The sequence below is a fragment of the Chitinophaga cymbidii genome (assembly GCF_007992715.1).
GTDB classification, from domain to species: Bacteria; Bacteroidota; Bacteroidia; order Chitinophagales; family Chitinophagaceae; genus Chitinophaga; species Chitinophaga cymbidii.
On sequence record NZ_BKAU01000005.1, the window covers coordinates 949,646 to 970,222 of the forward strand.

Annotated in this window: 21 protein-coding genes; 14 read left to right on the plus strand and 7 right to left on the minus strand. The window is 53.2% G+C overall.

Features of this window, described 5'->3' with window-relative positions; translation table 11 throughout:
* Positions 1-2: 2 nt before the first annotated feature.
* Positions 3-749 carry a LytR/AlgR family response regulator transcription factor gene (locus CCY01nite_RS22465; protein ID WP_146866456.1) on the plus strand — a complete coding sequence of 249 codons (747 nt, stop codon included), beginning with the start codon at positions 3-5 and terminating at the stop codon, positions 747-749.
* 4 nt (positions 750-753) lie between these two features.
* Here CCY01nite_RS22465 and CCY01nite_RS22470 read toward each other — a convergent pair whose 3' ends face one another.
* From CCY01nite_RS22470 to CCY01nite_RS22495, 6 genes are all read right to left on the minus strand, one after another.
* Entirely contained in the window at positions 754-2,037 is a 1,284-nt protein-coding gene (locus CCY01nite_RS22470) for a bifunctional folylpolyglutamate synthase/dihydrofolate synthase (protein ID WP_146866459.1), read from the minus strand.
* An 11-nt stretch (positions 2,038-2,048) separates the two neighbouring features.
* Positions 2,049-3,536 (minus strand): DUF5723 family protein, encoded by a 1,488-nt coding sequence (locus CCY01nite_RS22475; protein ID WP_146866461.1) that lies wholly within the window; start codon positions 3,534-3,536, stop codon positions 2,049-2,051.
* Between the two features lie 52 nt (positions 3,537-3,588).
* Positions 3,589-4,470: an energy transducer TonB gene (locus CCY01nite_RS22480; RefSeq protein ID WP_146866463.1), complete on the minus strand. Its 882-nt coding sequence runs from the start codon at positions 4,468-4,470 to the stop codon at positions 3,589-3,591.
* A gap of 74 nt (positions 4,471-4,544) precedes the next feature.
* Positions 4,545-5,840, minus strand: a complete 1,296-nt coding sequence (locus tag CCY01nite_RS22485; RefSeq protein ID WP_146866465.1) for a radical SAM family protein — start codon at positions 5,838-5,840, stop codon at positions 4,545-4,547.
* Complete coding sequence (locus tag CCY01nite_RS22490; RefSeq protein ID WP_146866467.1) at positions 5,841-6,428, minus strand: hypothetical protein; 588 nt, start codon at positions 6,426-6,428, stop codon at positions 5,841-5,843.
* Between the two features lies 1 nt (position 6,429).
* Positions 6,430-7,467, minus strand: coding sequence for an agmatinase family protein (locus tag CCY01nite_RS22495; protein WP_146866469.1), 1,038 nt, complete (start codon positions 7,465-7,467; stop codon positions 6,430-6,432).
* A 134-nt stretch (positions 7,468-7,601) separates the two neighbouring features.
* On the opposite strand from CCY01nite_RS22495, the gene CCY01nite_RS22500 reads away from it, so the two are divergent.
* From CCY01nite_RS22500 to CCY01nite_RS22515, 4 genes are all read left to right on the plus strand, one after another.
* Positions 7,602-8,003: a cytochrome c maturation protein CcmE domain-containing protein gene (locus CCY01nite_RS22500; protein ID WP_146866471.1), complete on the plus strand. Its 402-nt coding sequence runs from the start codon at positions 7,602-7,604 to the stop codon at positions 8,001-8,003.
* Positions 8,004-8,100: 97 nt separating this feature from the next.
* Positions 8,101-10,587 (plus strand): cytochrome c biogenesis protein CcsA, encoded by a 2,487-nt coding sequence (ccsA, locus tag CCY01nite_RS22505; protein WP_246130008.1) that lies wholly within the window; start codon positions 8,101-8,103, stop codon positions 10,585-10,587.
* Between the two features lie 77 nt (positions 10,588-10,664).
* Complete coding sequence (locus tag CCY01nite_RS22510) at positions 10,665-11,651, plus strand: alpha/beta hydrolase (RefSeq protein WP_146866473.1); 987 nt, start codon at positions 10,665-10,667, stop codon at positions 11,649-11,651.
* Positions 11,652-11,684: 33 nt separating this feature from the next.
* Entirely contained in the window at positions 11,685-12,284 is a 600-nt protein-coding gene (locus CCY01nite_RS22515) for a DUF4294 domain-containing protein (protein ID WP_246130009.1), read from the plus strand.
* Positions 12,285-12,286: 2 nt separating this feature from the next.
* Here CCY01nite_RS22515 and CCY01nite_RS22520 read toward each other — a convergent pair whose 3' ends face one another.
* The gene (locus tag CCY01nite_RS22520; RefSeq protein WP_186831207.1) at positions 12,287-13,498 is read right to left on the minus strand and encodes an SGNH/GDSL hydrolase family protein; all 1,212 of its coding nucleotides are present in this window, start codon (positions 13,496-13,498) and stop codon (positions 12,287-12,289) included.
* A 31-nt stretch (positions 13,499-13,529) separates the two neighbouring features.
* Here CCY01nite_RS22520 and CCY01nite_RS22525 point away from each other — a divergent pair, with 31 nt between their 5' ends.
* The 9 genes from CCY01nite_RS22525 to CCY01nite_RS22565 all read left to right on the plus strand — a co-directional run bounded on the left by CCY01nite_RS22525 (position 13,530) and on the right by CCY01nite_RS22565 (position 20,474).
* Positions 13,530-14,852 carry an alpha-L-fucosidase gene (locus CCY01nite_RS22525; protein ID WP_146866477.1) on the plus strand — a complete coding sequence of 441 codons (1,323 nt, stop codon included), beginning with the start codon at positions 13,530-13,532 and terminating at the stop codon, positions 14,850-14,852.
* A gap of 98 nt (positions 14,853-14,950) precedes the next feature.
* Positions 14,951-15,679, plus strand: a complete 729-nt coding sequence (bshB1, locus tag CCY01nite_RS22530) for a bacillithiol biosynthesis deacetylase BshB1 (protein ID WP_146866479.1) — start codon at positions 14,951-14,953, stop codon at positions 15,677-15,679.
* Positions 15,680-16,325: 646 nt separating this feature from the next.
* Positions 16,326-16,880 carry a peroxiredoxin gene (locus CCY01nite_RS22535; RefSeq protein WP_146866481.1) on the plus strand — a complete coding sequence of 185 codons (555 nt, stop codon included), beginning with the start codon at positions 16,326-16,328 and terminating at the stop codon, positions 16,878-16,880.
* Between the two features lie 64 nt (positions 16,881-16,944).
* Positions 16,945-17,535: a carboxymuconolactone decarboxylase family protein gene (locus CCY01nite_RS22540; protein WP_146866483.1), complete on the plus strand. Its 591-nt coding sequence runs from the start codon at positions 16,945-16,947 to the stop codon at positions 17,533-17,535.
* 116 nt (positions 17,536-17,651) lie between these two features.
* A complete protein-coding gene (gene rpmB, locus CCY01nite_RS22545; protein WP_146866485.1) occupies positions 17,652-17,888 on the plus strand; it encodes a 50S ribosomal protein L28 in 237 nt (78 codons plus the stop codon).
* Positions 17,889-17,920: 32 nt separating this feature from the next.
* Positions 17,921-18,103 (plus strand): 50S ribosomal protein L33, encoded by a 183-nt coding sequence (gene rpmG, locus CCY01nite_RS22550; protein WP_074238941.1) that lies wholly within the window; start codon positions 17,921-17,923, stop codon positions 18,101-18,103.
* Between the two features lie 98 nt (positions 18,104-18,201).
* Positions 18,202-18,372, plus strand: a complete 171-nt coding sequence (locus CCY01nite_RS22555) for a DUF4295 family protein (RefSeq protein ID WP_146866487.1) — start codon at positions 18,202-18,204, stop codon at positions 18,370-18,372.
* A 107-nt stretch (positions 18,373-18,479) separates the two neighbouring features.
* A complete protein-coding gene (gene ftsY / locus CCY01nite_RS22560) occupies positions 18,480-19,436 on the plus strand; it encodes a signal recognition particle-docking protein FtsY (protein WP_146866489.1) in 957 nt (318 codons plus the stop codon).
* A 159-nt stretch (positions 19,437-19,595) separates the two neighbouring features.
* Entirely contained in the window at positions 19,596-20,474 is an 879-nt protein-coding gene (locus tag CCY01nite_RS22565; protein ID WP_146866491.1) for a cupin-like domain-containing protein, read from the plus strand.
* Positions 20,475-20,577: the final 103 nt, after the last annotated feature.

Sequence of the window (20,577 nt, forward strand, 5' to 3'; positions counted from 1 at the left end):
CAATGATAGACGCCATAATCATAGACGATGAAATGCACTGTATTGAACGGCTGCAAAATCTGCTCAAAACGCACTGCGCGGAAAAGGTCAGGCTGCTGGATGCCTGCACGGATATGGATGAGGGGCTTCAAAGCATCCGCCGGCACAATCCCGGTCTGCTTTTCCTGGATGTACAGCTCAATGGCGGGACCGGTTTTGACTTGCTGCAAAACATCGACCTTGCAAACATACGGGTGATCTTTACCACGGCATTCGAACAATATGCGATCACTGCTTTCCGCTTCAGCGCCATCGACTACCTGCTGAAGCCTGTGGGAGCGGATGAGCTGGTTCAGAGCGTGGATAAGACCATTCATCACCTGGCGCAGGCGACGGCAGCCAGACAATATGAGGCCCTGTTCTTTAACCTGCAGGCTGGTGTGTCCGCCAAAAGAATATGCCTCCCTACGCAACAGGGGATGGAGTTTGTTGATACCGCCGATATTGTCCGCTGCGAGGCCAGCGGTAACTACACCATTCTTTATTTAAGCGATGCTCAAAAGATTATTGTTTCCCGTACGATGAAAACGTTCGAAGAGTTGCTGGAACGGTACGGCTTCTTCCGCCTGCATCATGCCCACCTGGTCAACCTTGCTTATGTGAGGAAATATAATAAGGGCAAAGGCGGGTATGTGGTGATGGCGGATGGAACGGAGATCGAAGTGGCTACCCGGCGGAAGGAAGCCTTCCTGAAGCGCGTCATGGAATAACCTTTCACGCATCGTCGCGGGGCACTTCCCCCACAATAAAAAAACTCCCGCAGACAAGGATCATATCATCCGCCGAAGCATTGGCCTTCGCGGCCGCGTACGCTTCCGGCACGGCAGGATAGGCATCTCCCTGCAAGCCCGCCTGCCGGCCGAGATCCAGTAACTGCTGCTCGTCCATCGCGCGGGGGATGGGGGCTTTTGTAAAGTAATACACGGCGTCAGGGGGAAGCAGCGCCAGTGCTGCGGGCACGTCTTTGTCCTTCACAAAGCCGGTGACGATGTGCAGCTTTTGATAAGATACCAATGCCAGTTGTTCCAGCACCATGCGGATGCCGGCTTCGTTATGCGCCACGTCGAGCACCGTGTACGGATGCTGACCGATCACTTCCCATCGCCCGCCCATGCCGGTCAGCCGTTTTACCTGCGACAATGCGCCGGCAACATGCGCTTCGCTGATCTGCCAGCCTTGCTGCCGCAATATTTCCACGGCTTGCAGCACGCCGGGAATATTTTTCTTTTGATAATGCCCGGGAAGGTCGAGCGTGAGAGAAAGCATTCCGTTTATCGTCAGTTGCAGGCTCTCCGGGCCGGGCGTATCGCCGGTAACGCGGAAGCGCTGGTCTGCAAAGTAAATAGGTGAATGAAGCCGCGCCGCCGTTGCTTCGAACACCGGTTTTGTTTCGGCCTGCGTTTCGCTGATGATCACTGGTATCCCCGGTTTGATGATCCCCGCTTTCTCCGCGGCGATCAGGGGCAGGGTATCGCCGAGGAACTGCATATGGTCGAAGCTGATATTGGTGATCAGGGAAAGGAGGGGCGTGATGATGTTGGTACTGTCCAACCGCCCGCCCATACCGGTTTCTATAACGGCGATATCCACCTTTTGCGCGGCAAAGTATTCGAAGGCCATGGCTACCGTCACTTCAAAAAAAGACGGGTCGATGGCGGCGATATGCGGCTGCATCCGCTCTACGAACGAGATCACCGCATCTTCCTCCATCAGCGCGCCATTTACACGGATGCGCTCCCGAAAATCGCGCAGGTGCGGAGAGGTGTACAAGCCAACCTTGTAACCCGCCTGCTGCAGGATGGCGCTCAGCATATGGCTCGTAGAGCCTTTGCCGTTAGTGCCCGCAATGTGCACGGTGGCATACCGGTTTTCAGGATGCCCGAGGATGTCACACAATGCGCGGGTATTGTGCAGGTCGTGCCGCAATGCGGACCCGCCCACCTTGCTGAACATGGGCAGGCGGTTGTACAGGTATTCGATGGTTTGCTGATAGTTCATGTGCCTTGCGCTTACAATGGAGGGCAGCCAAGGTTGTTTTTCCGTTTGCGGAAGATGCCGTCGCCGCCCTTATCCCAGCTCCATTTGGAAAAGCGGATGGGAATTACGCGCAAAGCTACGAAAGCGTCCGCATGATTCACGCGGCCTCTTGCAAGGTTCGAAAAAAGCGAGGCAGAGCCGATCACCAGCGGCCCGAGGCGTAGTCCGAGCCCCGCATCCGCTTGTCCGTAGCGGTTAACGGAGAAAGGCAAATATGCCCCGATGTGGCGCGTTTCGTACCGCGGCGTAATGAGCAGCTGCGTGAGCGCATGGTTCTTGTTGTCGTCCGTTGTGCCGCTTAACAGGCCGATGGTGGCGCTGGCGCTGATGAAAAAGCGGTCGTTCAGGTTATAATCTCCCATCAGGTTGATGGAAGTGGGGAGGTTCATGTAAAATTTATCTTCCGTTTCTTCGGAGCTGAAGTAGGTGCCTATGCGTTGCGCGTATTGCTGGAGGCTTTCCCCGCGCATCCTGTTCAGCAGCATGGCATTGAAGTTCTCCGCCGTCATGTCCATATCCCTGCTGTCACCGGCTTTCGTATAGCTGATGCCGCCGATGTCCACGACTGAAATGCCGAAGCGGGCTTTCCAGGTGTCCGCGTCGGGATTCCAGGTACCGGTGCCGTCCTCGTACGACCCGAAGCCGTCGGAATCGGGGCGCCATTCGTAGATGATGCCAATGTCCGCGCCAATGCCGGGGTTCTGGAACGGACTGTAAACGGATTGCCAGTCGTTATTCTCGATGGTGGACAGTTCTTCGTTCCAGGCGAAAGCTACTTTGCCGCTATTGATGTCTACCTGGTTCCTGTTCTTGAACATAAAAGAGCCGTCGCGCCCCACGCCGTAGCCCGCAGCCTGGCCTGACAGGTATTTCAGGGTGATGCCAGCTTTCCAGCGGTGATCGCCGTAGTCTTTGATCGTCCGGGCATAGCTGAAGCCAAACTCGTTCCAGGAATGGCCGTATGCGCCGGCGTATGTTTCCGCGATGGTGCGGTCATAATATTTCGGATCAGGGTAGTTGATAGCAAAGAAATTCGCGGTGGATGTTTCCACGCCGCCGCCGTTGGCCGCTCCGCGCAGCCGCCAGGTGAAGGCGATGGACTGCCGTTCATCGATCGCATATAATGCGGAAGGCAGCATCAGGTCCACGCTTCCCCAGGCATATTGCTTCCGGGAAGCGCTGGTGTCAGGGAAATAATCAATGAACTGGCGAAGGGAATCTTTAGAGAGTAAAGCCGATTTATCAAATGTATAATACGTGTTGCCGGCTTTTACATCGGCGCCAACGATATTCACATCCCAACGGTAACGGCTACCCGCTGCGCTGGCCGGATTGAACGGCACGGCATGAATACCTGCATACTGGCTGGTATGATATCCCGGAAATATCTGCGACTGCGCGGCGGTGGCAGCGAACAATCCCGTTATCAACAGTAAGCACTTCTTTGAGCGTTGAAACATAGAATCGGCAACGGTTAGTTATATTAACGGGAAAAACCGCGTATTATTCTCCTTATTGCGGTTTGAAGTAGAAACGGATGGTGCCGAACTGTTCTTCAGGCGCCTCCGTGCTGGCATTGTATTTGATCCGCTTCGCGGCCTCCTGTGCAATACGGATGGCCTGCCGGTTGCTCATCGTGGACCCGTTAGGTGTATAGGTTGCGCTCGTCACATTGCCCTGACGGTCTACTTTAATGATGATGGCCACGTAACCGGTTTCGTTACCGTCCCACGAAGCATCCGGACGATTCACAAGGCTGCGGCCGCGTAAGCGGAAATCCGACGCACCTCTGCCGCTACCCGGTGTACCGGTGTAGCCGGTGGCGTTAGGATCGCCACCCAGTACGCCACGGTCGCCGGGCCTGCCGGTATTGCCTTCTCCTGCTGAATTGTTGGAGCCGTTTGCATTATTGCCGCTGTTAGCGCTGCTGGAGCTGCCGCCGGTGAAAACAGCTTTCGGTTTTCTCGGGGCGGGCGGCGCGGGAGGCGCTTCCGTTTTCGGTTTGGTGGTGGATTTTTCTGTTTTGCTCTCTATTGTTTTGGCGATCTCTTTCGGTTTGGCGGCGGGTTTTACCGGCTGTTTCACTTCAGGCGCATCTTCTTCATTCTGGGTAGCCAGTTCCCGGGTATTACCGGTTTCTTCCGCGCGGGATGGAGTAGGAGGCGCGGGAGCGGGCACAGGCTGGCTGGCCGCGGGCGGGTTCGGGTTCATGGGTTGTTCATCGCCCATGCCGTCGTTGGAAGTACCAAGATTTACTTCCATGCCAAGGTCCTGATCCGGCAACGGCGGCGGAGCGGAAAAACCGATCATCAGCAACGCCACTAACAGCAACGCATGTACGCCGACGGTAACGCCGAGCGCCTTGAAATTCTTTCCTTGTGTTTGATCTGCCATCTTGTAACCAAAGATAATGTTTTTTTGTCAGGGCCATAGTGGCGCCCGGAATGATAACATTTCTTTTAGAGATATCAGAAATGCGCGAAATCCAGCTCGTAATTACCATTGATCCGTTCCATCGGCGGGTTGAAATAACCGTATTTCAGATCGGGGAATTCTTCACGGATCAGTTCCAGCATTTGTTTCATGCCCAGGCATTCGCCGGTGTCCGTTACGCCGATCTTGCCAAGGTACCAGTCCGGATCGATATTGAAGTTGCGCCACTGGATCATGCTGAGGCCGGTTTCGCGGATGAACGTGCGCAGCGCTTCGTATTCGTCCACGCTGTCCGTCATGCCGGGAAATACAAAATAGTTGATGGATGCCCATCCGCCGTGTTCACGCACAATTTTGATGCTTTCGGCGAGATCGCTGAACTGGTAGTTATTGGGACGGTAATAAGGATTGTAGATGTGCTCCCGAACGGAGTTGAGGCTTACGCGGATGCTGTTCAGCCCCGCTTTGCAAAGCTCGCGTACGGCGTTGGGCTTGCTGCCGTTGGTGTTGATATTGATGCTGCCTTTGGGGGTGTGTTTGCGTATTTCGATGATGGATTCGCGGATGGTTTCCCACATCAGCAGCGGCTCGCCTTCGCAGCCCTGGCCATAGCTTACGATGGGGTAGGGCGCGGTTTCCAGGTGCGGAACGGTGAACTCCACGATCTCGGCGGCCGTTGGCTTGAAGGTCAGGCGGTCCTGGTTGGACACGATGTTCTCTTCTTCCGGCTGGAAAGAGATGCAGCCGATGCAGTTGGCGTTGCAGGCCGGTGAGGAAGGAATGGGGCATTCCCATCTTCCCATGAAATAATTCCTTGCGGCGGGACAATGATAGGTAAGCGCGCAGTTTTCCGCGAGGTGCTTTACCAGGCGGTTGTGCGGGTAGGCGGAGAGCATGTCTTTCACGCCGCCTTTTACTTTTTTGTCGTCGAAGCCGGCGCATTCCTGCCGGATGTCCTGCTCGATGCGCTGTGCCGGTACATAAAATTTATCGTCATGCCAGCCTGCCGCCGTATAACAGAAAAGCGGGAGGGTGGGCGCATCCGGCGCGGTTTCATACGCGGCGATGTAAAAGCCGGTATGCGCGGGCGGGATGAAAGCGGCTACGGCCCATCCTTTTTCGCAAAGACGCATTTCGCCGGTCTCCACATCAATGCCGATGCCGCGCCTGCCGGGCAGCTCATACAGCTGGCCGCCATCCGGCAGCTCAATCCACTCGTCATCCGGGATGGGCACGGCGTCCCAGCCGCTGCGGCCGGTCACGTAGAGGGAAGTATCCTCGAAAATATTCCCTTTCCCGTCTGAATACATTAAATATGGTGAAACGTTCATTTAGCTGGTGTGTTGTGAAAAAAAACTGTTCATGTCCGCGGCCTGCGAGGGAGATATGTCATCCAGCACTTCGAGCTGGAGGAGCTTGTTGTTCCTGAAGTCCAGCGTGAGCAGGTCGTTCCGCAAAACTACGTTATTCATTTCATTCCATCTTACGTGACGGGTGGAGAAGAGCGTGGGCAGGGTGATGCCGTTTTCGTCTATTCTTACAAAAGCGGGTTGCAGGATGCGGTACTCCGCATAGCCGATGTAGGCCAGGCCAAGCCCCGCGAGGAACAGTGTGGTGCCTACGATAGGCTGTAAATGGGATAAGAAGTAAAGGCAGCCGCTCATCAGCGTGAACGCCTGCAGCATGCGCAGAATGGAATTGGCTTCTCCGAACTTGCGTATCCTGCGCATCATGAACGGGAAGGCGATGCTGGCGAGGCCCATGATCACAAAGAGGACAACGATGGGCCAGTTCGGGTTTTCCAGCTTGTAAGCGCCGATGACATTGAACAGGAACAGTAATCCGGCCATGCCGTGCATCACAGGTTGCAGGCGAAGGCGCGTCATGGCATTCGGGTGTAGTATGCGGAATTTGTACATTTTACGATTTCACCATCAGGTTACATAATTTGAAAAGCATGCGGGCGCCCACATTCGCGTCCCACTCATCATGGCCGGCGCTCACTTCGTTCAGGTCGAACCCTATCAGCCTGCGGCCGCTTTCCAGCACGCGGCGGAAGAGATAGAAGACCTGCGGCCCTTCCAGCCCGCCCGCAACGGGCGTGCCGGTATGCGGACAAAGCTTCGGGTCCAGCCCATCGATATCAAAACTGATATATACCTGTTCCGGCAGCTTTTCAATAATATCGTCGCAGATGCTTTTCCATGTTTCTCCTTCAAACTGTCTTTCTTTGATCTGCTGGTCGAAGAACGTTTCCACGCGGCCGTTGCTGTTGCGGATATATTCCAGCTCTTCCTCACAGTAGTCACGAACGCCCACCTGTACCAGCTTTGTCAGCTGCGGCACTTCGTTCAGGGCATTGTACATGATGGAGGCGTGGGAATATTTGAAACCTTCATAACTGTTGCGCAGGTCGCAATGGGCATCTATCTGCAAAATACCATAATCGCCCTTATGCTCGCCGATGGCCTTGAAATAGCCGAGCGGCGTGCTGTGGTCCCCGCCCACGAGGCCCACCAGCTTGCCCTGTTGCAACAAGGCGCTGGTTTGCGCATACACCCATTCGTTCATCTTCTCGGTGCCTTTGTTCACATCTTCGAGGGAGCGGCGGAGAAATTCGTTGTCGCTGACATCGCCTCCTTCGGAGAGGAATTTCAGGTAAAGCTCGGCCTCCTTGCGGAGATAATCACTGCGCAACAGCAACTGGCGGTCGCTTTCGCGCATGTAGAACCCCTGTTTCCAGCCATCTTTCACATCGGCATCATAGAGGTCCACCTGCAGGGAGGCTTTAAAAATATGTTCGGGACCGCGGGCTGTACCATGCGTATACGATACCGTCACTTCCCAGGGCACCGGCACGAGCACCAGGCGCGCCTCTTCCTCGCTGAAGGGAAGCCCAAAGATATTATTGGACAATAACCCCGGCGAGTTGGGATCAAATTTCGATAGATCAGCCATGATAGATCATTACTTTGCTTATTTCGCCGCAAAGGTAATGGTAAAAATTGGTTCCGGAAGGGGGGAAACCTGACGAATATCAGTGCCCTCCATTCATTTTTTGGCTACATTTGTACATTAATATTCTGGTAAGGATGAAGAAAACAAGCATAATTCTACTGGTTGTCATTGCGGCTTGCGTAGCCGGTATGGTAATGCTGGTAGGTGATTTCAGTACCTACGAAACGTTCGCCACGGCAAAAAAGAAAGAAGGGAAAGAGATCAAGGTGATCGGTGCGCTGGACAAAAGCAAGGAAGTGATATACGATCCCGTGACAGATGCGAACTATTTCAGCTTTTACATGAAAGACAAAAGCGGTGAAGTGACCAAAGTGGTCTTCAACGGCACCCGGCCCACGGATTTCGAGAAATCCACGGAACTGGTGCTGACCGGTAAAATGAAAGGTTCGGAGTTTCACTGCACCCAGATACTGATGAAATGTCCCTCCAAATACAAGGATCAGCAAACGGCCAACAGCGTCGCGGAAAATATTTAGGGTCCAAATCCTGTTTAAGGAACAACTGTATATCGTCGTATGTAAGCCCGCTGCTGGCGGGCTTACATTTTATCATTAAAAATCCTGCTGTTTTAACTTGGAAAAGATCAATTACATAGGGGAGCATCTGTTACCCGGACAACTAGGACATTTTTTCAGCGTACTGGCATTTGTAGCTTCTCTTGTAGCAACGGTCGCCTATTACTGCAGCGTAAGGGCCAAAGACGAGCCCGCAAAGGAATCCTGGCGGAAAATGGGCCGCTGGTCCTTCTACGTGCAGGCGATCTCCATCTTTGCCGTGTTCGCACTGCTGTATTACATCATTTCCAATCATCTTTTTGAATATAAATACGCCTGGCAGCACTCTTCCCGCGACCTGGAAACGAAATACCTGTTCGCGTGCTTCTGGGAAGGGCAGGAGGGCAGCTTCCTGCTGTGGAGCGTGTGGCAGAGCGTGCTGGGGCTGATCCTGGCCAATACCTCCAAAAAATGGGAAGCGCCGGTGATGACCTTCATCGCATTTTCGCAGGTGATGATGGGGTCGATGCTGTTAGGGATCTATATCGGCGATCACCGTATCGGCAGCAATCCTTTCCTGCTGATGCGGCAGGATTCCCCCGAATCCCCCGTTTTCCAGAACCCCAACTACCTCCAGTTCAAACAATTCATAGACGGTAACGGCCTGAACGAGCTGCTGAAGAACTACTGGATGGTGATCCACCCGCCGGTCCTGTTCCTCGGTTTCGCTTCCGTGCTCGTGCCGTTCGCATACGCCATGGCGGGCCTGTGGACCCGCAAGTACGGCGAATGGATCAAAGCGGCGCTGCCCTGGGCGCTGTTCTCCGCCATGATGCTCGGTACGGGGATCATGATGGGCGCGGCCTGGGCGTATGAATCGCTGACATTCGGCGGCTACTGGGCATGGGATCCCGTGGAAAACGCTTCCCTGGTGCCCTGGCTCACGCTGGTGGCCGGCGTGCACACCCTGCTCGCCTACCGCCATTCCGGTCACGCCCTCCGCTCCACCTTCTTTTTCTTCATCATTTCCTACACGCTCGTGCTCTATTCCTCTTTCCTGACCAAAAGCGGGATATTGGGACAAACATCCGTGCACTCGTTTACGGACATGGGCATGAGCGGACAGCTGCTGATATCGATGGCCGTGTTCGCCATTCCCGGCTTCTGGATGCTGATCCGCCGGAATAAGGACATACCGAAGATCCATAAAGAAGAAAGCACCTACTCCCGCGAGTTCTGGCTGTTCGTGGGCGCCCTCATCCTGATGGTGTCCGCCATACAGATCACCTTCAGCACCTCCATCCCGGTGTGGAACAAGCTGCTGGACCTCTTCGGCTTGAAAAAACTCTTTAACCTCGACGATTTTGCCACCCCCGGCGATGTGACCTTCCACTACAACCAGGTGCAGATATGGCTGGCGTCCATCCTCGGCCTGCTGACGGCTGTTGTGCAATACCTGAAATACAAGGACACGCCGAAAAATACCGTACTGAAGAAGCTGGCCTGGCCTACGCTGATCGCGCTGGGCATTACCGTGCTCATCGGCTGGGTGGGAAGGATCAACTATATTGAATATGGCGCGGGCTTCCTGGTAGCTATTTACCTGATGCTGTTCGCCAGCGTGTACGCGGTGGTGGCCAACTTCGGTTATATATTCACCGGACTGAAAGGCAAAATGAAATCCGCCGGCGCTTCCGTGGCGCACATCGGCTTCGGCCTGGTGCTGCTCGGCGTGCTGATCTCTTCTTCCAAAAAACAGGTATTGTCCGTTGACAGCATGGGCATGCTCACCGGCTATTTCACCAAGGAAAGCGGCCAGAACTCCCGCGAGAACGTGATGCTGCCGAAAGGGCTGCCGGTGCAGATGGGACCGTACTTCGTGACGTACAAGGGCGATTCCGTGGGTACGGCGGATAAGGACAAAACCTTCTTCATCATGGAATATGAAAAGAAGGACAGGCTGGAAGACGCGGCCACAGAGCGTTTTACGCTTTATCCGGATGCGTACCTCAACGTCAGGGGGCAGGAAGGCATCACGCCGAACCCGGATTCCAAACATTACCTGACCAGGGATATCTTTACTTACATCACCGCCGTTCCGCGCAAGGATGTGGTGACAGACAGCCTGCCGTACACGCCGCATACCATCAAACAGGGCGATACCATTTTCTTCTCGAAAGGCTTTATTGTGCTGACCGGCCTGAAAACGCAGCCTGTTACAAAGAACTACCATGCCGAGCCCGGCGATATCGCCGTTGGCGCGGAGCTGTACGTGCATACCCGCGAGAACGGGGACTTCAACCTGCAGCCGGTATATTTCATCCGCGACAGCAGCTTCCAGGGCAATGTGCCGGATACGCTGGCGCCTCTCTCGCTCGCCGTAAAATTCACGAAGATCCTGCCGAACGAGAACAAGGTAGAGCTGGAGATCAAGGAAAGCCGCGAGCCGATGGACTACGTGGTGCTGAAGGCGCTGGTATTCCCGTATATCAATGTGTTATGGATCGGTATATTGACCATGATGGCCGGATTTGTGATGAGCATCATCCAGCGCATCCGCCGTTAAAATATCTGTTGCAGCAGTCGCCCGCGCGGCTGCTGCAATTTTAATTCCCTATATTAGTCCCCAAATCCTTGAAACCTATGCGTCGCTTCTTTCGTACTTTTTTAATATTGATCGCATTACTCGCCACCCTGTATTTCCTGGGGCCGAGGCCGGCGCCGCCTGTTGTGGAGGGTGCTTTGCCGGCGGTACCGGCGGAGCCGGACCGGTATGTGCGGCAGAAAGAAGCCCGGTATCATCTTAAACCGGAGAACGAGGCGCGCATTGTGTGGATGGATTCCCTCCACCGTAAAACCCCCTACAGCGTTGTATACCTGCACGGTTTTTCCGCCAGCCAGAAAGAGGGAGATCCTGTGCACCTTCATTTCGCGCGGCAGTTCGGTTATAACCTCTTCCTTTCCCGGCTCGACCAGCATGGCATAGATACTTCCGATGCGCTGCTGCAAATGACGGCCAGCGGTTTGCTGAAAGATGCGAAGGAAGCGCTGGCGATCGGCAAGGCGCTGGGAGAGAAAGTTATCCTGATGGGCACGTCCACCGGCGGTACCCTGGCGCTGGCGCTGGCGGCGGAGTACCCGGATGATGTGGCGGCCGTCATCAACATGTCCCCCAACATTGCTATCAACGAGCCGATGATCGGCATGGTAGACGAACCCTGGGGCCTGGAGATCGCGCGGCTGGTCAAGGGCAGCAAATACGTGGAATACAAACCCGAAAATCCCGAAAAAGTAAAATACTGGTACACGAAATACAGGCTGGAAGCCGTTGTAGAGCTGGAAAACCTCGTGGTACACACGATGACCAAAGAAACGTTCGCCCGGATACATCAGCCCGTCCTCAACCTGTACTATTACAAGAATGAGCAGGAGCAGGACCCTACGGTAAAAGTTTCCGCCATCCTGGAAATGCACCGTGAGCTGGGCACGCCGGAACAGCTGAAGCGGGCCGTGCCCATCCCGAACGCGGGGGCGCATGTGATCGGCTCCAGCCTTGCTTCCCGGGATGTTCCGGCCGTGGAAACGGCCATCACACAATGGTGGCAGGAGGTAGAAACTAATCGGAAGTAATTCGTATCTTGTATCTCAAACCGTCTTTTTTTCGTGCTTCGCATTCCGATCATCACCGCTTTGTGCGTCCTTTGCCTGGTCTGCACCGCTGCCGCCCAGCAGCGCAACGGCGCCGACTCCGTGGCGGTAAGGGCCGTGATGAACGGAACACAGCTGATGCCCTCCATTACGCTGCCGATCGTAGAGGTGGTGGACAGGCTGCCGAAGCGCCTCCGCAAGGAACGGGAAAGATGGACGCGCCTGCGCAATGCCGTTTACGTTACTTATCCCTACGCCCGCTCCGCCGGCCGTGTGCTCAAAGACGTTAACCAGGAGCTGAATACCTTTTCCAATAAAAAACAACGAAAAGCTTACCTGTCATCCAAGGAAAAAGAACTGAAAACCCAGTTTGGCGACAAGCTAGAAAACCTGTCCGTTTACCAGGGCAAGGTGCTGATGAAGCTCATCCACCGGGAAACCGGCGAGAACTGTTACGAGATCATCAGGGAGCTGAAAGGCGGCTTTAATGCCCGCGTTTACCAGACCGTAGCCTTCTTCTTCGGCGGCAACCTGAAAAGCGAGTTCAATTCGCGTGATGACCGCGACATAGAAATGATCATCGAGGAAATTGAGCTGTACCGCCGTTTTTATTGATTTTACTGACCGCCCGGCAGCATGATGTTCCCGATGTAAAAGTTGTATGCCGCATACCGGCTTGTATCTCCCGGATCTTCTCCCTTGTTCAGCATCTTCAGTTTGTCAATCTTTTCCGGATCGATCTTTACCGTCAGCGTATGTTCCGTATCCGGCAATTCATCGATAAAAAAATAATTCCGCCTGTTCCAGCTGCAATGCCGGTCGAACCGGTTTTGGGTCATGATCTTTCCATCTACAGATATGATCACCCTGGCGCATACTGTAGGCCCCAGGATGTCGCCGATGCCGAAATAGGAGCCTTTGAAATGTATGGTAAGGCTGTCGTTCGGATCGCCGGTATAAACAGCATCCGGGTAAGCGGTTAAAAATCCTTTTAACGCCGGCATTTCTTTAAGCGGTTTCCAGTGACCGGTTAGTTTTACCGCTTTGTCCGCCGGCGATATCACTTTTGCATATTGAAGATTGCCGGGGTAGCGGGCGGACGGAAGGCGGTCCGCCTGCGCGCGGTTGCTTTGCTTCAGCTGTGTCAGTGCGGTTTTGATGGTGGCGGTATAACATTGATGACCTTCATCTGTCGGATGGGTGCCGTCCCGCGTAAAAGCGATCCTGCCTTGTTGTTCACCACGGAACGCCAGTTTCCCTGCTTCCACTAAACGCAGCACGTCCCATCCGAGGTTGATGGAAGGTAAGCCGTAATAGTCGGCGATCACCTGCATATACCGCATGGAAGCGGGGAGAACGCCTTTTTGAAAACCGGCCACCATCGGCTCGTTGATGGTATATAAAAAGCAGATGTCCGTTTGCGGGTCATGTGTTTTGATCTTTCGCACGATGCCTTCCATGGCGCGGCAGATGGTCAGCGAATCGCCGCCGTTGTCATTGACGGCAAACTCCACAAATACCAGGTCCGGTTGATGTGGCAGCACATCCGCATCGAGCCGGAACGCGCCGAGGCTGGAGCCAGTGCCGCCCACGCCGGCGTTGATGGTTTTGATCGTGCTGGCGGGATAGGCGGAGCGGAGCCATTTTTCCGTTTGTACCCGGTAGCCGGGCGCGGCGGTGATGCTGCCGCCGAGGTATGCGACCACCACGGGTTTGCCGCTTTCCAGTTTTGCGAAGAACGCATTGAGCCCCTTTCCCGGTTGCAGCGCCTGCTGTGCGTAACACGCGGTGTGCAGCAGGCAAAGGCATAAAAACAGTCGTATGTTCATTTTTAGCATCGATTTTGTGAGTTGTCTGGTCATGCAAAGAAAATCCATCATCCTCCTGCTGTTACTTTTTGCCGGACATTTACTGTTCGCGCAGGAACCGCCGAGGCCCACCAAAGCGCAGCTGGCATGGCAGCAGCTGGAAACCACCGGCTTTATCCATTACGGCAACGCTACTCCGAAAACATTTAATCCATCGGGTTTTGACGCGCGGCAGATCATCCGGGTTTTCAGGGATGCGGGGCTGAAGATGGCGATCATCACAGCGAAGCATCATGGCGGATTTTGCCTGTGGCCTTCCAAATATACTGCTTTCTCCGTGGCGTCCAGCCCCTGGAAAAACGGCCAGGGCGATGTGGTAAAGGAAATCGCCGATGCCTGCCGGGAGTACGGCATCAAATTCGGCATTTACCTTTCTCCGTGGGACAAAAACGCACCCAGCTACGGCACCCCTGCCTACAACGATCTTTTCAAGAATCAGTTGCGGGAGCTGTTGACAAATTACGGCGAAGTGGCGGAGGTGTGGTTCGACGGCTATAAAGGGAAAGGCGCCAAGCCGATGGATTATGATTATCCCGGCTTTTTCCGGCTGGTGCGCAGCCTGCAACCCAACGCCGTCATCTTCTCCGATATCGGTCCGGATGTACGCTGGGTGGGCAATGAAAAGGGAAATGCGTCGGAAACCAATTGGAGTACGATCAATATCAAAGCAGGGATGTTGCCCGGCGCTGTTTCTCCGGCGTACCTGAATCGCGGAGATCCGGCCGGGGCACAATGGATACCGGCGGAAACCGATGTGTCCATCCGTCCCGGATGGTTTTACAATCCCGCGCATGATACGCTGATAAAATCGGGAAAGACGCTGGTGGATATCTATTATCGTTCGGTTGGCCGGAACAGCAACCTGCTGCTGAATGTACCGCCCAATTCCAAAGGCGTGATATCGGATGCGGATATTGCCAGCCTGCGGGATTTCCGCAGCATACTCGATGAAACCTTCCGCACGAACCTCGCCGCGGGGAGCGTCCCTGCATCCCTTACCGACGGGCAATTGCAGACCTTCGAAATCATCCCGGAAGGTGGGTCGGTGGTCTTTGACCTTAAAGGAAAGAGGGAATTTGACCGCATGCTGCTGCAGGAGAACATTGCTGACGGCCAGCGCCTGGCGGCGGCGAAAGTGGAGTATTGGGATGGGAAGACCTGGCGGCGGCTGGCGGGGTTTACGACGGTGGGGTATAAGCGGTTGCTGCGCTTTCCCCTCGTGCGCACGGGCAGGGTCAGGCTTACCGTGGAAGCGGCGAAGTGGCCGGTGGAGCTGGCGGAGGTCGGGTTTTACAAGGCTTCGGGAAGGGAGTGAGCGATGGCCGCTTCCGGGTCATTTGCTTATCCGGCGCTTGCCATAATTTGGAACATCCTGCCATATAACCGAACTTCGCGGCGATAAAATTTCAAGACATGAAACTGGATATACTGGCGATCGCCGCGCACCCGGATGATGTGGAATTGTCCTGCGCCGGCACTTTGATGGTACACGCGCAGCAAGGGCTTAAAGTAGGAATAGTAGACCTCACAAGAGGGGAACTGGGCACCAGAGGCACGCCCGAAGGCAGATTGATAGAGGCGCAGGATGCCTGCGCGCTGATGGGACTGGAAATACGGGAGAACCTCGGCCTGGCCGACGGCTTTTTCCAGAACACGCGGGAAGACCAGCTGGCCGTGATCCGCGCCATCCGCAAATACCGTCCGGAGATCGTGCTGGCGAATGCGATAGACGACCGCCATCCCGATCATGGACGGGCCGCCCGCCTGATCGCCGACAGCTGCTTTATGGCCGGACTGCGGAAGATCGAAACATCCGATAATGGCCAGCCGCAGCAAGCCTGGCGCCCCAAGCAGGTGTTCCATTTCCTGCAGGACCGTTTTCATCAGCCTGATTTTGTAGTGGATATCACCCCGGTGATCGAAAAGAAGATGGAAGCGATCAAATGTTTTAAAACGCAGTTCCTGGCGGCGGAGGACCATGAGCCGCAAACCTATATTTCATCCCCAGGATTCTTTGACAGCGTGCTTTACAGGGCTAAAATGCTCGGCAAGATGGTGGGAGTGCCTTATGCGGAGGGGTATACGTCCGCCAAGATGATCGGGGTGCGGAGTTTGATGGATTTTATACATGAGAATACCTGATATATGTAAAAACGGGGCCATACAAGCGCCCCGTTTTTTTATCAGTAAGATGTTGTTGAGAGAAAAATGTTCCATGATGCTTTCCGGTCATCGGCCTGCGCCTTTCCGGACAAGCAATACAAAGCCCTATACCAGCCCGGGGCCGGCATTGTTCAGATACGGTACAATGGAACCCGCTGCAGTCATGTTGCCAATTTCGGGGATGCCCTTCATTCGGGTGATCATGACTTGCCGAAACTAGATGAATAAATCCTGTGTAGCGTCAAATTCATCTTGTTTGTTGATGCTGTTTTTGATAAACGGAATCAAAGCAAGGCCAATCGTAAGGATCGCTAAAAGTACATGTCTGAGTTTCATATCCTGTCGTTTTAATTCTTGCTAACTATATAACTAAATAACGTGCCAAAAGGTTACGGGGTTTTGTTAAAAAAAGATGCCTTTTTTACCTCTTTTTCGCCCTGAAAATGCAAGATGATGGCTGGTGGCATGTTTGAAAGGAGGTGTATCTATGAAAAAAGTAAAAAGTATAGATAAAGTTGATATGATATGTTAACAAATCTATTTGATTTATATCTTTTTGAGGGTGAACTTTGCGGCGGCTTTACGAAAATAGCGTAGCATTAAATCAATAAACAGACATAGTAACATGAAAAATGCAGTATTATCAGTGGGAGCGGAGTTCCCGGCGTTTGCTAAAAAGGCAGTTGTTTCCATCGAAAAAGGCAAAGAATTTTACGACATCACCTCCGAGGAGATCAAAGGCTCCGGTAAATGGATGGTAATGTTCTGGTGGCCCAAGGATTTTACGTTTGTTTGTCCCACCGAGATCGCTGAATTCAACAAGCACTACCAGGATTTCGCAGACCGCGATGCTATCCTGATCGGTGCCTCTACCGATTCCGAATTTGTACACCTCGCCTGGAGGAAAGATCATGAAGACCTCCGCGGTCTGCAGTTCCCCATGCTGGCGGACACTTCCAAGAGCCTCGCGGCAGAGCTGGGCATCCTCGAAGCAGAAGAAAAGATCGCTTACCGCGCTACTTTCGTGGTAGATCCCAACGGCATTGTGCGCTGGACTTCCGTATACGACCTGTCCGTAGGCCGTAACGTGAAAGAAGTGCTGCGTGTGATGGACGCTCTGCAAACAGACGAGCTGTGCCCCTGCAACTGGCAGAAAGGAGAAGCTACCCTCAACGCTTAATTGAATTTTTTTTATGCATGCCGGGTGAGGTATCCTCATCCGGTATGCTTTTAAACAAGCCAATATGTTCGCTAACAATACAACCCAGGATACGGCGCAACAGGTGCTGAAAGTAGTAGGCATCAGCCTGCCGGAGGCGCCCGCGAAGCTGCAGGCGCTGGCCACCACGGACGCCCGTTACCTGAAAGACCTGAAGATCAACGTAACCAACGCCCTCGAAGCGGGCACCCTTGAGAAAAAGGAAGCCTATCTGCTGGGTCTGGCGGTAGCCGTGAATGAAAAGATCCCCGTTCTTCAGCAGGGGCTGGAGCAGCTGGCGCTGGCCGCCGGTGCAACCGACAAGGAAGTGGCCGACGTAGTGAGCTGCACCTCGCTGATGAACGCCAACAACGTTTATTACCGTTTCCGCCATTTTGTGAACAAGGAATTCTACACCACGGCGCCCGCCGGCATCCGGATGAGCATCATGGCCAACCCGGTGATCGGGAAGGAGTTTTTTGAGCTGGTGAGCCTGGTAGTGTCTGCACTGAACGGATGTGAAATGTGCGTAACTTCGCATGAAGAGGCATTGCTGAAGCATGGTACCGGGGAGCAGCGTATCCTCGATGCAGTGAGGCTGGGCGCGGTTATCAAAAGCCTGGGCGTACTGCTTTGATAAGCGGTTGTCTACTTTTCTAGACAGTGAATAAGTGGTTGTGAATAAAAACAGACCGTTTAATTTGATAATTACATAAAATAATGCGACTTTTGCAGTCCAAAATTTTTTAGAACATGGCAAGAGTATGTCAGGTGACAGGGAAAAAACCGATTACAGGTCATCACGTATCTTTTTCGAACATCAAGACAAAGAGAAGGTTTCTGCCTAATCTGCAAACCAAACGTTTCTTTTTGGCGGAGGAAGATCGTTGGATCACTTTGAAAGTGTCTGCCGATGGTCTGAGAACGATCAACAAAAAAGGCCTGTACGCTGTAGTGAAAGAGATGCGTGCTGCAGGAAAAGGTATCTAATTCATTAAGGATCATCTTAATAAGAATACAAAATGGCAAAGAAAGGTAACAGGGTACAGGTCATCCTGGAATGCACGGAGCACAAAAACTCCGGTCAACCGGGTACTTCCCGCTACATCAGCAACAAGAACAAAAAGAACACTCCGGAGCGTCTGGAGCTGAAGAAGTACAACCCTATCCTCCGGAAGGTGACTGTACACAAGGAAATCAAATAAGGTCAATTTTAATTGCCTGGTAGTTAATCGTTCGGCTTTCATACGATTAGCTCTTTGACGATTGACACTTTACAATTAACGATTAACTTTTATACAAAATGGCAAAACAAGCTTCTAAAAACGCGAAAGTAAAAGACACGAAGGCGGCTGCTGAATCTAAAGTGTGGACGAAAGTGATCAAAGCTGAGCGTTCTCCCAAAACCGGTGCTTATACCTTTAAGGAGCAGATCATCCACAAGGACACCGTTACGGAGTATTTCAAAAAGTAATTCGGCTTTACTAATCATACTGCACGAAAGCTGTTCGCAAGGCGGACGGCTTTTTGTGTTTATATGTTATTTTTGTGGCCATATTGACAATTTTGTAATTGATTCCCATGGGTTTTTTCAATAAGCTCTTTTCCCGCGAAAAGAAAGAAAGCCTGGACCAGGGCCTGCAGAAGACGAAAGAAGGTTTCCTTTCCCGCATAGGCCGGGCCATCGCAGGCAAATCCACCGTAGATGCTGAAGTGCTGGACAACCTCGAAGAAGCCCTCGTGGCTGCCGACGTTGGCGTAGATACCACCGTACGCATTATTAACCGTATTGAAGATCGGGTTTCGAAAGACAAGTACCTGAATACCAGTGAACTGAATAAGATACTGCAAGAAGAAATTGCAGCTTTGCTGGTAGACGCGCCGGACAGTGGTTTCCGGGACTTTGATGTACCCGCAGGCAAAAAGCCCTACGTGATCATGGTCGTGGGCGTGAACGGCGTAGGTAAGACCACCACCATCGGCAAGCTGGCCTATAATTTCAAGAAGGCCGGCAAGTCCGTTATGCTCGGCGCAGCAGACACCTTCCGCGCCGCCGCGGTGGATCAGCTCACCATCTGGAGCGACCGGGTAGGGGTGCCCATCGTCAAGCAGCAAATGGGCTCAGACCCCGCCGCCGTGGCTTTTGATACGGTGCAAAGTGGTGTTTCCAAAGAAACAGACGTGATCATCATCGACACGGCCGGCCGCCTGCACAATAAACTGCACCTGATGGACGAGCTGAGCAAGATCAAAAGGGTAATGAATAAAGTAATCCCCGATGCGCCGCATGAAGTGCTTTTGGTACTGGACGGATCCACAGGCCAGAATGCCGTAGAGCAGGCGCGGCAGTTCACCGCCGCTACCGAAGTGACTTCCCTGGCGATCACGAAGCTGGACGGTACTGCCAAAGGGGGCGTGGTGCTGGCGATCGCGAATCAGTTTAAAATTCCGGTGAAATATATTGGTATCGGGGAGAAAATGGAGGATCTGCAGGTGTTTGATAAGGAGGAGTTTGTGGATTCGCTGTTTAGTCTTTAATAGCTGATTTTTAACCAGATAGACAGGATGCCTGCTAATCAAGATTAAAATTGATTAACAGGCATTTGTGTTTGTGTAAAACGACCCCCTGCGCGCCGAATCAACCAATTGCTTAAATTTGAATGTTAAATTGTTTCACCCTCTTAACAATTCGCTTTTATGCAAATACAATCCATAGATCGAGTTGAGAACATTTCCCCAGAAGACTTCAGGACCCAATATTATGAACCACGCAAACCCTTGATCATTACAGGATTGTCAAAAGCCTGGCCCGCGCGCGGCAAATGGACATGGGACTATTTCAAATCCATCGTGGGCGACACCACCGTCGGCGTTTACAATAACGAAAGGGCAGGGGCCAAGACCCTCGTGAACGGCGCGGACGACTACATCCGGTTCGCCGATTACCTGGATATGGTGCAGCAAGGCCCCGTCAAGCTCCGCATCTTCCTCTTCAACCTCTTCCAGCACGTGCCCCAGCTGGTCAACGACTTTACCTGGCCGGATTTCCTCGTGAAAGGATTCCTCAAAAAATACCCTATGCTCTTTGTGGGCGGCGCCGGATCTGTTGCGCACATGCATTATGACATCGATCTCAGCCACATCTTCCACACCCAGTTCATCGGCCGCAAAAGAGTCCTCCTCCTGGAAAACAACCAGTCGGAATTCATCTACCGCATGCCCATGACCGTTGAAAGCGCCGCCAATTTCGTGAACTGGGCAGAGCAGCTGGACGAAACCAATTTCCCCGCCCTGCAATACGCCAGGGGATACACCACCATCCTCGAACATGGCGACACCCTCTTCATGCCCGGCGGCTACTGGCACCACATGGAGTATATGGACGGCGGCTTTGCCATGAGCCTCCGTGCCCTCGACCAAAGCCTCGCCGGAAAACTCAACGGCCTCTACCACATCGCCGGCCTCCGCAGCATGAACAACCTCCTCATCAAAATGGCCCCCGAATGGTGGTACCACTACAAACGAAAGGTCGCCAACCAACGCGCGGAAAAAGCAATGAAGCGCATTCTCGCCTGAAAACAGGTGTTAAATAAATGTGAATAGTTATTATCTCAATATTTATTGCTACCTTTGCACCTTCTCCACCAAGACTCATAGTCACTCAAAACAGCTTGCCTGC

Bases quoted from the DNA above. Each gene is read 5' to 3' on its own strand.
- CCY01nite_RS22555 (WP_146866487.1), top strand. From the start codon at position 18,202: ATGGCAAAACAAGCTTCTAAAAACGCGAAAGTAAAAGACACGAAGGCG.
- rpmB (WP_146866485.1), top strand. From the start codon at position 17,652: ATGGCAAGAGTATGTCAGGTGACAGGGAAAAAACCGATTACAGGTCAT.
- ftsY (WP_146866489.1), top strand. From the start codon at position 18,480: ATGGGTTTTTTCAATAAGCTCTTTTCCCGCGAAAAGAAAGAAAGCCTG.
- CCY01nite_RS22485 (WP_146866465.1), bottom strand. From the start codon at position 5,840: ATGAACGTTTCACCATATTTAATGTATTCAGACGGGAAAGGGAATATT.
- CCY01nite_RS22500 (WP_146866471.1), top strand. From the start codon at position 7,602: ATGAAGAAAACAAGCATAATTCTACTGGTTGTCATTGCGGCTTGCGTA.
- CCY01nite_RS22490 (WP_146866467.1), bottom strand. From the start codon at position 6,428: ATGTACAAATTCCGCATACTACACCCGAATGCCATGACGCGCCTTCGC.
- CCY01nite_RS22535 (WP_146866481.1), top strand. From the start codon at position 16,326: ATGAAAAATGCAGTATTATCAGTGGGAGCGGAGTTCCCGGCGTTTGCT.
- rpmG (WP_074238941.1), top strand. From the start codon at position 17,921: ATGGCAAAGAAAGGTAACAGGGTACAGGTCATCCTGGAATGCACGGAG.
- CCY01nite_RS22480 (WP_146866463.1), bottom strand. From the start codon at position 4,470: ATGGCAGATCAAACACAAGGAAAGAATTTCAAGGCGCTCGGCGTTACC.
- CCY01nite_RS22565 (WP_146866491.1), top strand. From the start codon at position 19,596: ATGCAAATACAATCCATAGATCGAGTTGAGAACATTTCCCCAGAAGAC.
- CCY01nite_RS22525 (WP_146866477.1), top strand. From the start codon at position 13,530: ATGCAAAGAAAATCCATCATCCTCCTGCTGTTACTTTTTGCCGGACAT.
- CCY01nite_RS22470 (WP_146866459.1), bottom strand. From the start codon at position 2,037: ATGAACTATCAGCAAACCATCGAATACCTGTACAACCGCCTGCCCATG.
- CCY01nite_RS22475 (WP_146866461.1), bottom strand. From the start codon at position 3,536: ATGTTTCAACGCTCAAAGAAGTGCTTACTGTTGATAACGGGATTGTTC.
- CCY01nite_RS22465 (WP_146866456.1), top strand. From the start codon at position 3: ATGATAGACGCCATAATCATAGACGATGAAATGCACTGTATTGAACGG.
- CCY01nite_RS22520 (WP_186831207.1), bottom strand. From the start codon at position 13,498: ATGAACATACGACTGTTTTTATGCCTTTGCCTGCTGCACACCGCGTGT.
- CCY01nite_RS22495 (WP_146866469.1), bottom strand. From the start codon at position 7,467: ATGGCTGATCTATCGAAATTTGATCCCAACTCGCCGGGGTTATTGTCC.
- CCY01nite_RS22510 (WP_146866473.1), top strand. From the start codon at position 10,665: ATGCGTCGCTTCTTTCGTACTTTTTTAATATTGATCGCATTACTCGCC.
- bshB1 (WP_146866479.1), top strand. From the start codon at position 14,951: ATGAAACTGGATATACTGGCGATCGCCGCGCACCCGGATGATGTGGAA.
- CCY01nite_RS22540 (WP_146866483.1), top strand. From the start codon at position 16,945: ATGTTCGCTAACAATACAACCCAGGATACGGCGCAACAGGTGCTGAAA.